At 64.5% G+C, this 14,087-nt stretch carries 15 protein-coding genes; 8 read left to right on the top strand and 7 right to left on the bottom strand.

Annotated elements, in window-relative coordinates:
* Positions 1-27 precede the first annotated feature (27 nt).
* From chrA to ACB030_RS10895, 3 genes are all read right to left on the bottom strand, one after another.
* The gene (chrA, locus tag ACB030_RS10905) at positions 28-1,170 is read right to left on the bottom strand and encodes a chromate efflux transporter (protein WP_371159710.1); all 1,143 of its coding nucleotides are present in this window, start codon (positions 1,168-1,170) and stop codon (positions 28-30) included.
* A 363-nt stretch (positions 1,171-1,533) separates the two neighbouring features.
* Positions 1,534-1,977: an NUDIX hydrolase gene (locus tag ACB030_RS10900; RefSeq protein ID WP_371159708.1), complete on the bottom strand. Its 444-nt coding sequence runs from the start codon at positions 1,975-1,977 to the stop codon at positions 1,534-1,536.
* Positions 1,978-2,259: 282 nt separating this feature from the next.
* Positions 2,260-3,264 (bottom strand): NADP-dependent oxidoreductase, encoded by a 1,005-nt coding sequence (locus ACB030_RS10895; RefSeq protein ID WP_371159706.1) that lies wholly within the window; start codon positions 3,262-3,264, stop codon positions 2,260-2,262.
* A gap of 198 nt (positions 3,265-3,462) precedes the next feature.
* Between ACB030_RS10895 and ACB030_RS10890 the strand changes: the two genes are divergently transcribed.
* From ACB030_RS10890 to ACB030_RS10880, 3 genes are all read left to right on the top strand, one after another.
* Complete coding sequence (locus tag ACB030_RS10890; protein WP_162627388.1) at positions 3,463-3,888, top strand: MarR family winged helix-turn-helix transcriptional regulator; 426 nt, start codon at positions 3,463-3,465, stop codon at positions 3,886-3,888.
* A gap of 30 nt (positions 3,889-3,918) precedes the next feature.
* Complete coding sequence (locus tag ACB030_RS10885) at positions 3,919-4,149, top strand: hypothetical protein (protein ID WP_371159703.1); 231 nt, start codon at positions 3,919-3,921, stop codon at positions 4,147-4,149.
* A gap of 144 nt (positions 4,150-4,293) precedes the next feature.
* Complete coding sequence (locus ACB030_RS10880) at positions 4,294-4,611, top strand: hypothetical protein (RefSeq protein WP_005324594.1); 318 nt, start codon at positions 4,294-4,296, stop codon at positions 4,609-4,611.
* A gap of 94 nt (positions 4,612-4,705) precedes the next feature.
* Here ACB030_RS10880 and ACB030_RS10875 read toward each other — a convergent pair whose 3' ends face one another.
* Entirely contained in the window at positions 4,706-5,182 is a 477-nt protein-coding gene (locus tag ACB030_RS10875; protein WP_033129694.1) for an Lrp/AsnC family transcriptional regulator, read from the bottom strand.
* 310 nt (positions 5,183-5,492) lie between these two features.
* Positions 5,493-6,116 carry a helix-turn-helix transcriptional regulator gene (locus tag ACB030_RS10870; protein WP_371159700.1) on the bottom strand — a complete coding sequence of 208 codons (624 nt, stop codon included), beginning with the start codon at positions 6,114-6,116 and terminating at the stop codon, positions 5,493-5,495.
* Positions 6,117-6,292: 176 nt separating this feature from the next.
* Between ACB030_RS10870 and ACB030_RS10865 the strand changes: the two genes are divergently transcribed.
* Positions 6,293-7,531, top strand: a complete 1,239-nt coding sequence (locus ACB030_RS10865; protein ID WP_371159698.1) for an MFS transporter — start codon at positions 6,293-6,295, stop codon at positions 7,529-7,531.
* 243 nt (positions 7,532-7,774) lie between these two features.
* Entirely contained in the window at positions 7,775-8,596 is an 822-nt protein-coding gene (locus tag ACB030_RS10860; protein WP_371159696.1) for a Cof-type HAD-IIB family hydrolase, read from the top strand.
* A gap of 37 nt (positions 8,597-8,633) precedes the next feature.
* On the opposite strand, the gene ACB030_RS10855 is transcribed toward ACB030_RS10860, so the two are convergent.
* The gene (locus ACB030_RS10855) at positions 8,634-9,197 is read right to left on the bottom strand and encodes a DUF2799 domain-containing protein (RefSeq protein ID WP_338888468.1); all 564 of its coding nucleotides are present in this window, start codon (positions 9,195-9,197) and stop codon (positions 8,634-8,636) included.
* 198 nt (positions 9,198-9,395) lie between these two features.
* Here ACB030_RS10855 and ACB030_RS10850 point away from each other — a divergent pair, with 198 nt between their 5' ends.
* The 3 genes from ACB030_RS10850 to ACB030_RS10840 all read left to right on the top strand — a co-directional run bounded on the left by ACB030_RS10850 (position 9,396) and on the right by ACB030_RS10840 (position 13,511).
* Complete coding sequence (locus ACB030_RS10850) at positions 9,396-10,235, top strand: isopenicillin N synthase family dioxygenase (protein ID WP_371159694.1); 840 nt, start codon at positions 9,396-9,398, stop codon at positions 10,233-10,235.
* 214 nt (positions 10,236-10,449) lie between these two features.
* Complete coding sequence (locus ACB030_RS10845) at positions 10,450-11,763, top strand: sodium-dependent transporter (protein WP_371159692.1); 1,314 nt, start codon at positions 10,450-10,452, stop codon at positions 11,761-11,763.
* 434 nt (positions 11,764-12,197) lie between these two features.
* Positions 12,198-13,511 carry a sodium-dependent transporter gene (locus tag ACB030_RS10840; RefSeq protein ID WP_371159690.1) on the top strand — a complete coding sequence of 438 codons (1,314 nt, stop codon included), beginning with the start codon at positions 12,198-12,200 and terminating at the stop codon, positions 13,509-13,511.
* A gap of 98 nt (positions 13,512-13,609) precedes the next feature.
* Here ACB030_RS10840 and ACB030_RS10835 read toward each other — a convergent pair whose 3' ends face one another.
* Complete coding sequence (locus ACB030_RS10835; protein WP_371159688.1) at positions 13,610-14,074, bottom strand: hypothetical protein; 465 nt, start codon at positions 14,072-14,074, stop codon at positions 13,610-13,612.
* Positions 14,075-14,087: the final 13 nt, after the last annotated feature.

Raw genomic sequence — 14,087 nt, 5'->3', positions numbered from 1 at the left:
CATTTTTTATGGGGTCCTGGTTGGCCCTCAGATCAGCAGCAGGCTGGCCCCCACCAGCAGGGCGGCGAGCGCCAGTATGGGCAGCCTGATGACGCGCAGCAGATAGAAGGCGACGGCGGCCAGCGCCAGATCGGCCGGGGCCAGCACGGCGCTCTGCCACACCGGCTGATAGAGGGCGGCCAGCAGCAGCCCCACCACGGCGGCGTTGATGCCGGCCACAGCCCCCGCCAGTCTGGGGTGGGCCAGCCAGCTTTGCCAGCAGGGGCCCAGGGCCCACAGCAGCAAAAAGCCCGGCAAAAATAGTGCGAGGGTTGCCAGCAGGGCGCCCGCCAGCGGCGCGGCGGGCAACAGCTGGGCGCCGAGGTAGCTGGCCAGTGTGAACATGGGGCCGGGCACCAGCTGAGCCAGGCCGTAGCCGGTCAGGAATTGTTGCTGGCTGAGGCTGTGGCCGACGCTCTCCTGCAACAGGGGCAGCACCACGTGGCCGCCGCCGAACACCAGACTGCCCGCCCGATAGAAGTCCGCGACCAGCTGGCTGGCGGGACCCTGGGCCAGCGGCGGCAGGCCGACAAACAGCAGGGCAAACAGCAGCAGGGTAGGCCAGTGGGGTTGGTGAGCCAGATCCTTTGAGGGGGCCTGCGCCGGCTCGCTCTGCTCACGGTAGGCGCAGAGCAGGGCCGCCCCCAGCAGCATGCCCAGCTGGGTCAGCAGGCCAGGCTGCCACCAGAGGGCGGCGGTGGTCGCCACCATGACCCCCTGTTGCAGCGCCGTCTTGCAGAACTGGCGGCTCATGGTGAGCACGGCATCCGCCACCACCACCAGCGCCAGCAGCTTGAGGCCGTGCAGGGCGGCATCCAGCCAGAGGTTGTTGCCGAGCTGCCCGAGGCCGATGGCGGCGGCCAGCAACAGCAGGAAGGAGGGCAGGGTGAAGCCGGCAAAGGCGGCAAGCGCGCCCCCAAGGCCCGCCCGCTGGCGGCCGATGGCGAGGCCGAGCTGGCTGGAGGCGGGTCCCGGCAACAGCTGGCACAGGGCCAGCAACTGGGCAAACTCGGCCTGGCTCAGCCAGCCCAGGCGCTGGACGAAGGTGCGCTGGAAGTAGCCGATATGGGCGGCCGGCCCGCCGAAACTGATGCAGCCAAGCCACAGAAATTGAAGGAATACCTGTCCCACCACTCACTCCCCGTTGTCATCGTTGATGGGCGAGATGATATGACAAAGCGATGACTTTTTTATGACAATTCACGCTGATGTGGCTGTGGCAAGTAGCAACGTCCGGCCAGCCAGCAGGGGATGGTGATTAGGTCGGCTGGCCTGGTTGCGGCAAGTAGCAGTGATCGGCCAGCCACCAGGGGATGGTCACTCTGTCGGCTGAGGCAGATAGCAGCGCCCCGCCAGCCAGCAGGCGATGGGGATTAGGTCGGCTGGCCTGGTTGTGGCAAGTAACAGCGCCCGGCCAGCTGGCAGGGGATGGGGATTAGGTCGGCTGGTCTGGTTGTGGCAAGTAACAGCGATCGGCCAGCTGGCAAGCGATGGTCACGCTGTCGGCTGGTCTGGTTGTGGCAAGTAGCAGCGCCCGGCCAGCCAGCAGGCGATGGACTGGCGGCTGGCATCGAAGTGGGGTTCGGGCAGCGCGCGGGGATCGCACCAGACCCAGCCCTCGCACTTGTCCGGCTCCAGCAGTTGCGCCTCCCCTTCCACCTCGGCCAGCAGGGTGACAGAGATGTAGTGCAGTCCGCTCTCGCGCCAGGTCTCCAGGTTGTTGGTGACGGCAATGACGCTGGGGTTGGTGATGAGAAAACCTGTCTCCTCTGCCACCTCCCGGATGGCCGCCGACTCGAAGCTCTCGCCAAGCTCCAGATGACCACCAGCGATGGACCAGTAGGGGGCGTGGCTGCCCTTGCGCTTGCCAAGCAGCACCTGGCCCTGATGATTGACGAGGATGACACCGACCCCGACGCGGGGATAGAGCGTAGACATAAGAAGAGCTCCTTGCAAAAACTGGATGGCACCATAAAAAACGGGCCCACCTTAGGACGGATGGGCTCGTTTCGCAAGTCGCCGCTGGAGGAGCCTGGGGGCGCGGGATCTTGCCGTTTCTCTATCTGCCAATCAGATGGCTATCGCGATATCGCATCTACCAGGCAGATGGTAGAAACGGGGAATGAGGCTCCCCGGTGCGTGGCTGTCCGTCAGTCCAGCCTGATCGACCTCTTGCCGTAGCTGTGCCCATCGTCGATAAAGGCCGGGGCGGGCCGCTTGTCAGCCCAGCCTGACCAGCATCTTGCCGGTGTTGCGGCCCTCGAACAGCCCGATAAAGGCCTGCGGCATGCTGGCCAGCCCCTCGCTGATGGTCTCCTCGGCCTGCAGGGCGCCGGCCTCGAAGGCGGGGATGGCCTCGGCCAGGAACTCCCCGTAGTGCTGCCAGTGATCGGAGACCAGCAGCCCCTGCATCAGGATGCGCTTGCGGATCATCTGGGAGAGGTTACGCGGGCCGCTCCCCTGGCCATTGCTGTTGTACTGCTCGATGAGGCCGCACAGGACGATGCGCCCGTGCAGCGCCATGTTGTTGAGGGCCGCGTCCAGCATGGCGCCCCCCACGTTCTCGAAATAGACCTGAATGCCTTCCGGAGCGAGGCGGGCCAGCTCGGCGTCGAGATCCGGCGTCTCCCGATAGTTGATCACCGCATCCGCGCCGAGCGTCTTGAGGTAGGCGACCTTGTCGGCCGAGCCGGTGGAGCCGATCACCCGGGCACCGGCCCGCTTGGCGAGCTGCACCGCCATGGTGCCGACCGCGCCTGAGGCGGCCGAGACCAGCAGGGTCTCACCAGCCTGCAGGCGGGCGACCTTGTGCAAGCCCGCCCAGGCGGTCATGCCCGGCATGCCGAGGGCGCCGAGGAAGAGTTGGGACGGCAGCGCCGTGGCGGGCAACCGGGTCAGCTGCTCCCCCCTGGCGACGAAGGCATCCCGCCAGCCCAGCATGCTGCTCACCTGATCACCCGCCTTGAAGTCGGGGTGACGGGAGGCCTGCACAGTGCCGATGGCGCCGCCGTCGAGGGGGCCGTTCAGGGGGAAGGGGGGCACATAGCTCTTGGCCTCGCTCATGCGACCACGCATATAAGGGTCCACCGACAGCCACTGGTTGGCCACCTGTACCTCTCCCTCCTGAAGCGCGGGCAGGGGCACCTCCTTCAAGATAAAGTCGCTCTTGGCGGGCAGGCCGGTGGGGCGGCGCAGCAGTTGGATCTGATGGCTGATCGGGGTCATGGTCTTTCTCCAGCGAGGTTGGGGGCCGTCGGCGCCTCGCCAGCCTGGGGGCAGAGGCGGCGGCGCGGCATTCTATTTGTGTGCAAACTAAAATCAGGTTAAACCCGAAAAGGCGGGGTGACAACTGTTTTGCGTGCAAATTATTCAGGCGTCAGTTGTCCTGGGGTATACTGGCCCCAGTCGTCAGCGAGGTGCCCCATGAGTGAATTGAAAAAGCAGGTCTGTTTTGCCCTCTACAGTGCCTCCAATGCGGTGATGCGCGCCTATCGGCCGCTGCTGGACAAGCTGGATCTCACCTACACCCAGTACCTGGTGATGCTGTCGCTCTGGGCGCGGGACGAGGTCAGTCTCAAGGAGATTGGCCAGGAAACCGGCCTGGACGCGGGCACCCTGACCCCCATCGTCAAGCGGCTGGAGAGCAAGGGCTGGCTGACCCGCACCGTCTCCAGCGAAGACGAGCGGCAAAAATGCATCCGCCTGACCGAGGCGGGACGCCAGCTGCAGCAGGGAGTCAGGGAGTGTTGTCTGGCTGACAACTTGCGCAATCAGGTGGATCTGGCCGATGCCGAGCTGGCCGAGCTCAAGCGACTCTGCGATCGCGTGGCGACCCAGCTCGGGCGCTGATCTCTCTCCCTTCTTGCCTGGAGCCATCCGATGAAACCCTGGTTACCCTTGCTTGTTCTGCTGCTCGGTGGCTGCGCCGACACCTCCTATCCCCGCTCCGAGCTGCAGATCGACGATGCCGATGCCTGGCAGGCCCTCTGCAAGGACGGGGTCCGGGTTCGGGCCGTCACTGACGAGGGGATTTGCGCGGATCACCGCGGCCTGGCCATGTGGACGAATAAGCCAAGGGCGGTTCGAATGGCAGAGGAAGCCGCCAAATAGTGTGATCCAGACGCCATAAAATGACACAGCCGGCCCCTTGGCCGGTTTTTTTCGCGATCTCGCCTGCACTTTGCGGCCTTGTTCATGGTGCACTCATGCTTCCCTTTCCATACTGGCCCCACAGTTTCATGAGAGGAGAGAGAGATGCAGTCATCCATCGTCGGGCTCTCCATTCTGTGGGGGCTGGCCAGTTTTGGTGTTCAGGGGGATTTCATCGAGAGCCGTGATTCCGTTGCGCCGTCCTGGCAAGCCGAGTCCAGAGTGGAGATGGAAGGTTATCTGATTGAGTCGCTTGGCGAAGATCGCTGGGTGTTCGACAACGGCAGCGAGAGCCTGCTGGTCTCCCTGCCCGAGGGGCAGTGGGTGTCAGAGGGGGAGCGGTTGCGACTGAGCGGTGAACCCCAGCAGGAGCAGGCCGGTTGGCTGTTGCAGGTGCAGGACGTCAGCCAGGTCGGCGTCTGACCCTGTCACTCCCTGACATCAGAGACGACAAAGAGGAGGCCTGGGCCTCCTCTTGCTTTTTGCGCCTCTGGCCCTCAGCCCAGGTGCCGGGCTGTCAGCCCAGGTGGTTGAGGGGCAGCGCCGTCTTGTGCTTGATGCGGCGCAGCACGAAGCTGGAGCGCACCCCGGTCACCCCGGAGATATGGGTCAGCTTGTCCAGCAGGAAGTGCTGGTAGTGCTCCATGTCCCGCACCACCACCTTGAGCTGGTAATCGGCGTCATTGCCGGTGATGAGGTCGCATTCGAGCACCTCGGGCAGCTCCTGGATGGCCCGATCGAAGTTTTCGAACCGCTCGGGGGTGTGCCTGTCCATGGAGATGTGAATGTAGGCGGTGAGGGTGAGTCCCAGCTGGCGGGCGTTGAGCAGGGTGACGTGGGTATCGATGAGACCGGCGTCCTCCAGCGCCTTGACCCGGCGCGAGCAGGGAGAGGGGGAGAGCCCGACCAGTTCGGCCAGCTCCAGGTTGCTGATGCGGCCATTCTCCTGCATCAACTCCAGAATATGCCTGTCTATGCGATCAAGTTTCAGCATTCTCCGTTCCTCGTTGCAATTACTGATTCATTTTTCCTAGATTAAGGGTGAACTATTGCAAAAACAACTGAAAATACCTACTACTTCACAACCACTCACCGCACCGGCAGGAGTACCATGGTTTCATCTTCCGGTGGCAAGACAGATGCCCGACCAGGCCTCTGTGGTGAAGGACCTTACCGGGTCAACAACCCCATCAGCCGTCCGACCTTATCGGGAAACGACGGGCTGGAACGAGAGCATCCCCTCCCCGAAGGCAACAAAGCAGGCATCCCGGCGCCTGCTTTGTTGTTTTTGCGCTCTGGCATCCTCAGGCCTGCGGCGGCCGGATGCGATAGAGGCAGCGCCTGTCCCCCTCCAGCAGGTACTGCTCCCGCTCCACCCCGGCCGGTGCCAGCAACTGGCGAAACAGCGCCAGCTCGCTCCTGCAAAATCCCCGACAGGCCCGCGCCGCGGCGCAGATGGGGCAGTGACTCTCCCACCATAACCAGCTGCCATCCTCCTCCTGGCTCATGTCCGCCATATAGCCTTCCCGGCTGCGCAGCTCCTTGAGCGCGGCCAGCCGATCCGCCAGCGCCGGCTGGGTCAGCCTGGCCTGATAACGGCTCAGCATCTGCTGCTCCCGCCGCGCGATCAGTTGATCCAGGCCGCTCTCGCCAAACAGCTGCTGCACGTCGTCGATAAGCTGCAGGGTCAGCTCGCTGTGGGTGTCGGGGAAGCGCTGCCAGGCCTGCTCGGTCAGGTGCCAGAGCCGTATCGGGCGACCTCGGCCCCGCGCCTCGTCGCTAAAGCCCACCCAGCCGTCAGCCTCCAGCGCCGTCAGATGCTGGCGGGCGCCCATGGAGGTCATCTGCAACTGCTCCCCCAGCGCGGCGGCACTCTGGGGGCCGTGAGTCTTAAGCAGATAGAGGATCTTGTCGGTGCTGGCGTTCATGGGGTGGATCTCGTTGTCGACAGGTGCGGCATATTGAGCGGAAGCGGTTCGCGCCGATTTTGGTATGCGTGCGGTCATTATGGGCAGCGGCCTCATTTAAATCAATAATTCACTTTACTTAATACCGCTCCCTTTGCAGTATAAATAAACCAATGACTTTATTTAATGAGGCGGAGATGGAAGGGATCAAGGGACAGGCGACCCTCTGGGTATTGGTGATGACGGTGACCCTGGCGGTGGCGGGCTTCAGTCTGCCCTCGCCGGTGCTGGCGCCGCTGATGCTGGATCCGGCCCAGGGTATGCTGACGCCACAAGCGTCGGACTGGAGCCGCAAGGTGTGGCTCGGGGTCATCATGGGGCTCTATCCGCTGTTTCAACTGCTGGGGGCCCCCTGGCTGGGCAAGCTGTCGGATCGCCATGGCCGCAAGCCGGTGCTGACCCTCTGCCTGGTCGGAGTGCTGGCGGGTTATGTGCTGATGGCCCTGGGGATCGCCTGGCGCTCCCTGCCGCTCTTGCTGCTCAGTCGGGTGGTGGAGGGCTTCTTCAACGGCGACATCGCCATAGTGCAGGCGATGGCGGCGGACATGAGCACCACCAGGACCAAGGCGCGCAACTTCGCCCGCATCAACATCGGCATGAACCTGGGCTGGGTGCTGGGCCCCATGATAGGGGGCTATGCTGCCGTGGTGTCGGGAGATTACAGCCTGGCGGCCTGGCTGGCGGTAGCCATGACGGTGGGCAACCTGCTGCTGGTGCTCTGGCTGTTGCCCAATCGGCCGCCGGCGCCCGCCGAGCAAGAGCTGGTCTCCCTCTCGACCCGCCAGCTGCTGCTGCAACCTCGCCTGCTGCCCTACTTCGTGCTGACCCTGCTCAGCTACGGGGCTGTGCAGCTCTACTTCACTTACTTCAACGTCTGGCTGGTGGAGCGGCTGGCCTGGGATCCTGTGCAGCTGGCGCAGGCCGCCGTGCTGGTGAGCGTGCCCATGATGCTGGGTTCCTGGCTGGGGGAGCAGCTTGCCCGGCACTGGCGCGGCAGCTCCCTTGGCATAGTCGGGCACCTGGTGATGGCGGCGGGCATGCTGATGTTCATTCTGCCGACCCAGTGGTGGGGGCTGGCGCTCACCTTTATCCCGGCCGGCATCGGCATGAGCCTGGGGGAGCTCGCCACCTCGGTGGCCATCTCCAACCGCAGCCATGCCAGCCAGCAGGGGCAGGCGATGGGGATCTACCGCGGCCTGGCGGTGGGCAGCGAGATCCTGGCGGTGGTGCTGGGCAGCCTGGCGCTGCTGGCGGGCACCGAGTGGCCCTTCTATCTGGCGGCGCTCTGCGGCGTGATCTGTGCCCTCGGTTTCTACGGGTTGCGCAGACGGGCGGACAGACGAAGCGCCCTGGCCGCCTGCGCAGAGCCGGGCTGAGGCGGCTGGATCACAGATTGGCGCCGGGGTGGCAGGCGGGGCTTGCATCCCGGCGCCGAGTTTGGGACGGTATGGCTCTTTGTCCCCTTTTACCCCGTCGCCCGGCGAACCTGGCCAGCACAGGCCTTCATCATGCGCCCCGCGATGCTCAGTCTTTGGAGGTGATATGAGTCATTATCAAGCCATTGCGCTGGACGCGGGATTGTACGGTGCCGCATTCGTTTCGACATTCTTGGAGGTGATATGAGTCGTTTTCAGGCCATTGCTTTGGATATGGACGGTACCCTGCTGACCCGGGATCACAAGATCTCGTCCGCCACCCGGGCCGCCCTGGCCCAGGCCCGCGCCCACGGCATCAAGGTGCTGCTGGTGACGGGTCGCCACTTCATGACGGCCCGTCCCTTCCATCACGAGCTGGCCCTCGACACCCCCCTCATCTGCAGCAACGGCGCCTACCTCTATGATCCGGCGCAAGGCAGGATCCTGGCCGGGGATCCCCTGGCGGTGGCGCCGCTGACCGCCCTGCTGGCCGAGGTGCAGGCGCAGCAGATGGGCGCCCTGTTCCACCTCGACGGGGGCATAGGCTATCTCGGCTGCGAGGAGCATGTGGGCCGGATGCGGCGCTGGTCGGCGAACCAGCCGGATCACCTCAAGGTCTCCCTGCTGCCGGCGGAGGATATCGACAGCTGGCTGCAAAAGCCCATCTGGAAGCTGGAGCTGTTCAATCAGGATCCCGGCCTGCTGCACCGCTTCGTGGGGGAGGTGGTGCAGCAACTGCCCTTCACCCAGGACTGGGCGGCGCCCTATGCGGTGGAGCTGGTGCAGCCCGGGTGCAGCAAGGGCAACCGGCTGGCCCAGTGGGCGGCGAGGGAGGGAATCGCGATGGAGAAAGTGGTGGCCTTTGGGGACAACAACAACGACATCAGCATGTTCGAGCAGGTGGGGCTGGCGGTGGCCATGGGCAATGCGGCGCCCCAGATCCAGGCCCATGCGGACAGGGTCACCGCGGATCACAACGAAGACGGCATAGCGCTGGCGCTGCAGCGCTGGGTCCTGCCTTCCTGAGGGGCAACAGAAAGGGGCCTGCGCGGCCCCTTGTTTGTCAGCTCCCGAAGGAGAACTGGATCACCCGATCCGGGAAGCGGATCCGGTTGTAGTCACGGCGCACTCCCTCGTAGTGGCGGATGGCGCGCTCGCGCTGGGCCCGGTAGTAGTCTCGCTGCTTGCTGTCGCTCTCGCCCCGGATCTGCTGATCCAGTTGATAGATGGTGCGCTCGGTGCGCTCCAGCTCCTGTTGCAGCTCGCCGAGGCGCTGCTCCAGCAGGAACTCCTTGCGGCCGCGCTCGAACTGGGTGAGGAAGCTGGTGTCGTTGGGGCAGACCCCCAGGTATTCGCTCCCCTCCCGCCCCTTGCTGTAGGCGAGCTCGGGGATGCAATAGAGCTCCAGCCCCTTGGCGTAGCCGCGCTGCCACTCGTCTTCGTCCACCCTGAGGCCGTACTCCCCGCAGGTCTGCTTGTAGTCGCGGGTGGCCGTCCGGGTCTTGCCCTGCTCCCCGTCCTGATAACCCTGGTTGTACCAGCTCATGGCGCGGCACTCCTCCTCCGACAGGGAGCTGCACCCGGCGAGCAGCAGGGGGAGGGTCAACAGCAGGATCTTGGGGGACATGAAGGGGCTCCGACAGCAAGGATGGTGGGGCATTCTAGAAGAGGAAGCCCGCCCGGGACAAGCACCGGGCGAGGGGGTAGCATCATGATGCTTTTATCACTATTTTCAAGCCGTTGTGAACGGGTTTCCGGCGACCTTTTCTTGCCGGGGGAGGCAAGGTAAACTGCGCCTACTTTTAACTGGCACGTAACAAAAACAATGAAAGTCCTGACCGTCGATTATCGCTCCCCCGACGCGGCCGAGCGCTTCACCGAATCCCTGCGCACCACCGGCTTCGGGGTGCTGACCCACCACCCCATCCCGAAGGAGCTGGTGCAGTCCATCTATGACAACTGGTATCGCTTCTTCATGAGCGAGCAGAAGCAGGATTTCCTGTTCAACCGCGAGACCCAGGACGGCTACTTCCCGCCCTCGGTGTCCGAGGTGGCCAAGGGCAACACCCAGAAGGACATCAAGGAGTACTTCCACCTCTACCCCTGGGGCCAGATGCCGGAAGAGCTGAGGGCGCAGGCGATGGAGTACTACCGCCTCGCCAACGATCTCGCCGCCGAGCTGCTCTCCTGGGTGGAGCAATACACCCCGGCGGACATCGCCGCCCGTTACAGCTGCCCGCTCTCTTCCATGATCGAAGAGAGCCAGAAGACCCTGCTGCGAGTGCTGCACTATCCGCCGTTCGACGGCACAGAGGCGCCGGGTGCCATCCGCGCCGCCGCCCATGAAGACATCAATCTGCTGACCATTTTGCCCGCCGCGAGCGAGCCAGGCCTGCAGGTGAAGGGCTCTGACGGGGAGTGGATGGATGTGCCCTGCGATTTTGGCACCCTCATCATCAACATAGGTGACATGTTGCAGGAGGCCTCCCACGGCTATTACCCCTCCACCACCCACCGCGTCATCAACCCGACCGGCGGCAGTGCTTCCAAGTCCCGCATCTCCTTGCCGCTGTTCCTGCACCCGCGCCCGGACGTGGTGCTCTCCGAACGTCACACAGCCCACAGCTACCTGATGGAGCGGCTGCGGGAGCTGGGGGTCATCTAGTCCCAAAACGCACACTCATGACAGCAAGAACCGGAGCAAAAACGCTCCGGTTTTTATTTTGTGGCACGATTGGTGGGTTATCCGAATTTTATTGGTTAATGATGCTAAAAACCGAGTTTTATATCGGATATACGCCGAGTGATTGCGCGCCTCCGGGCGTACTCTGAGCGCCATTTCTCGGGCCCCGCTGGCGGGCCCCTCGATTGGAGTTCCCATGAAGCAGTCCCAATGGTCATCCCGGCTCGGTTATATCCTGGCCGCCGCAGGCTCCGCCGTCGGTCTCGGCGCTATCTGGAAGTTTCCCTATGTGACGGCCGCCAACGGTGGCGGTGCCTTCCTGCTGGTGTTTTTGCTGTTCAGCTTCACCCTGGGGGTGGCGGTGCTGATGGGGGAAACCTTGCTCGGCAGCCTGACCCGGCGCGGGGTAGTGGGGGCCTTCGGTGAGTTGATGGGCAAGCGCTGGCGCTGGGTCGGCGCCATGGGGCTCTTGTGCAGCCTGCTCATCTTCAGCTTCTACAGCGTGGTGGGGGGCTGGACCCTGGGTTACACCGGCATGGCGCTTGCGGGAGAGTTGCGGCAGGGGGACGGTGCCGCGCTGACCGCCCGCTTCAACGACTACGTCGGTGATCCGCTCTGGCCGGTGCTGACCCACCTGCTGTTCGCCGCCCTCACCTGGTGGTTTGTGCAGGGCGGGGTGCAGAAGGGGGTGGAGCGCACCCTACGCTGGATGATGCCGGCCCTCTTCATCATGATCTTGCTGCTGGTGGCCTTCGGCCTCACCCTGCCCAATGCCATGGCCGGGGTGCGTCACTTCCTGATGCCGGACTTCAGCAAGCTCGGCATGTCCGGGGTGCTCGATGCCATGGGGCTGGCCTTCTTCTCCCTCTCCATTGGTCTGGGCATCCACACTACCTATGGCGCCTACCTGCCCTCCAGCGAAGGGGTCGGCCGCTCCAGCCTCTGGGTGGTGCTGCTGGCAAGCCTGATCGCCGTGCTGGCGGGCCTGATGATCTTCCCGGTGCTGGCGGCGACCGGCATCGATCCCGCCGCTGGGCCCGGTCTCACCTTCATGACGATGCCGGCGGTGTTCCAGCAACTGCCCTTCGGCCAGGGGCTGGCGGTAGTCTTCTTCGCCCTGCTGGTGGTGGCGGCGCTCTCCTCGGCCATCTCCTTGCTTGAGCACCTGCAGTGCTTCGTCTGCGAGAGCCTGGGCTGGTCGCGTCGTGCTGCCTGCAGCCTCATCATAGCCATGGTGATGGCGGGGGGTATCCCGGTCAGCCTGTCGTTCGGCCCCTGGGCGCAGGTGACCCTGTTTGGCAAGAACATCTTCGAGCTGCTGGACTTCATTACTTCCAACCTGCTGATGCCCCTGTTCGGGTTGGCGCTCACCCTGCTGCTGGGCTGGCAGCTGGGCCTGCGGGCCTTGCCCCAGGGGCTGGCACCGCACTGGCGCGCCCTGCTGATGGGCTGCTGGCGCTGGCTGGCGCCCCTGCTCATCGGCGGCATACTGGTGCGGGGTCTGCTGTAACCCCTGCCGCACGGGTGGGCCCCTGGCCCGCCCGTTGCCTGGGTACACAGGGCATCCTCACTGGCAGTATTGACTGCCTCGAAAAATCCATGAAATAGAGTTTTATCAAAACTTTGATTCAATACTCGGCATATAGATTGTCAAATATTCTGTTTTGCGGGTGAAAATGGACTATTGGCTGTCAACTTCTCTTGCCGTGGTTTAGGCTGTGGCTCCTGTTTCGCGTCCAGGTTACCCACAGCATGTCACCCCTCATCGCCCGGTTCGGCCGATTTTTCAGCTCGCAAGAGAGGTGACCCTGCACGCGCACTCAGTCTGAATGTTCATTGCAAAGGTCGCCCCCGGGCGGCCTTTTTGTTGCAACCCAGTCGTTGCGACCCAGGTTGCACTTACCCATGGAGTATCGATTCGATGTTGTCTTCCCCGGAGGTTGTATGAGCCAGGTTCAGTGGTCTTCCCGTCTCGGTCATGTGCTGGCGGCGGCCGGCACCGCCATCGGCCTCGGCGCCATCTGGAAGTTTCCCTATGTGACCGCCACCAATGGCGGCGGCGCCTTCCTGCTGGTGTTTCTGCTGTTCAGCTTCACCCTGGGGGTGGCGGTGCTGGTGGGGGAGACCCTGCTCGGCAGCCGCAGCCAGCGCGGTGTGCTCGGCGCCTTCCACAAGCTGGTGGGGCCGAACTGGCGCTGGATGGGCTACATGGGGATCCTCTGTGGCTTCTTCATCTACAGCTTCTACAGCGTGGTGGGGGGCTGGACCGTGGGCTATGCGGCGCTGGCTGTGGCGGGCAAGCTCAACCTCGGCGAGGGCTCGGCGCTGACCGCCCTGTTCAACGGCTATGTCAGCCATCCCTGGTGGCCTGTGCTGACCCATCTGGTCTTCGCCGGGCTCACCTGGTGGTTCGTGCAGGGAGGCATCCAGAAGGGAGTGGAGCGGGCGCTGCGCTGGATGATGCCGGCGCTCTTCATCATGATGCTGCTGCTGGTGGGGGTGGGTCTCTCCATGCCGGGGGCCATGGCCGGGGTGCGCCAACTGCTGCTGCCGGACTTCTCCATGCTGACCGGCCAGAGCGTGCTGGATGCCCTGGGGCTGGCCTTCTTCTCCCTCTCCATTGGCCTTGGGGTGCACACCACCTATGGCGCCTATCTGCCCAATAGCGAAGGGGTGCTGCGCTCCGGGGTCTGGGTAGTGACCCTGGCGAGCCTTATCTCTGTGCTGGCGGGGCTGATGATCTTCCCGGCGCTGGCCTCCACCGGCATAGACCCCACTGCCGGGCCAGGGCTCACCTTCATGACAATGCCCGCCGTGTTCAGCCATCTGCCGTTCGGTCAGGGGCTGGGGGTGGTCTTCTTCCTGCTGCTGCTGGTGGCGGCGCTCTCCTCCTCCATCTCCATGCTGGAGCACCTGGTGCGCTTCACCTGCGAGGAGTGGGGCTGGTCGCGCCGTGGCGCCTGCCGGGTGCTGACCCTGCTGATCATGGCCTCCGGCATTCCGGTCAGCCTGTCATTCGGTCCCTGGGCCGACTACACCCTGTTTGGCAAGACCCTCTTCGACCTGCTGGACTACCTCACCTCCAACCTGATGATGCCCCTGTTCGGTCTGGTGCTGACCCTGCTGCTGGGCTGGCGGCTGGGGGAGACCATACTGCCCGAGGGGCTCTCCCCGGCCCTGCGTCTGTGCCTGCTCTGGTGCTGGCGACTGGTGGCGCCGCTCTTGATCGGCGGGATCCTGGTGCGGGGTCTGATCTGATCCCGCTGCCATGCCGGATGCCGGAGTCTCGCGGATCGAGTCGTAGATGAACACAGGGGTTGGCCACAGGCCAACCCCTGATCACATCTGGGGCGGGCTCACTGCAGGCCGGGCCCTTTGGCGGAGAAGGGGCAGTCGCGCTGGCGGATCAGCAGATCCCCGGCCCCCGACTCTCCCTGCCAGACGAGCTCGAGCTGGCCGAGGCGACCCAGGTGGCGCAGCTCGAACTCGTAGCGCAGGCAGGGGTTGTCAGTGGGCAGCCGGGTCATGGACGCCGGCAGGCGGTAGTCGTAGCGCAGCAGGGGGCCGTCCTGCAGCCGGCTCTGGGCGGGCACCAGGCCCTCCGCCGTGGGGGAGGGGGCGTTCAGGTAGCGGCGCAGGGCCAGGGGCGCGTCTATGGCCTTCTGGTAGTGGAGCCCGTTCATGGCGGCCAGCTCCTCCTCCAGCCTTGTCAGCTCCCCTTCCAGACCACTCAGGGCCTGGCCCAGCTGCTGATGGCTGGGGGAGGCGCAGCCTCCCAGCAGCAGGGTGACGAGCAGCAGGGCGGGGCGGACGGGCAGCATGGTCACTCCTTCG

Origin of the sequence: Aeromonas sp. S16(2024), from assembly GCF_041403065.1 — a bacterium.
Lineage (GTDB): Bacteria > Pseudomonadota > Gammaproteobacteria > Enterobacterales > Aeromonadaceae > Aeromonas.
This window is presented reverse-complemented; position numbering and strand designations above follow the sequence as displayed.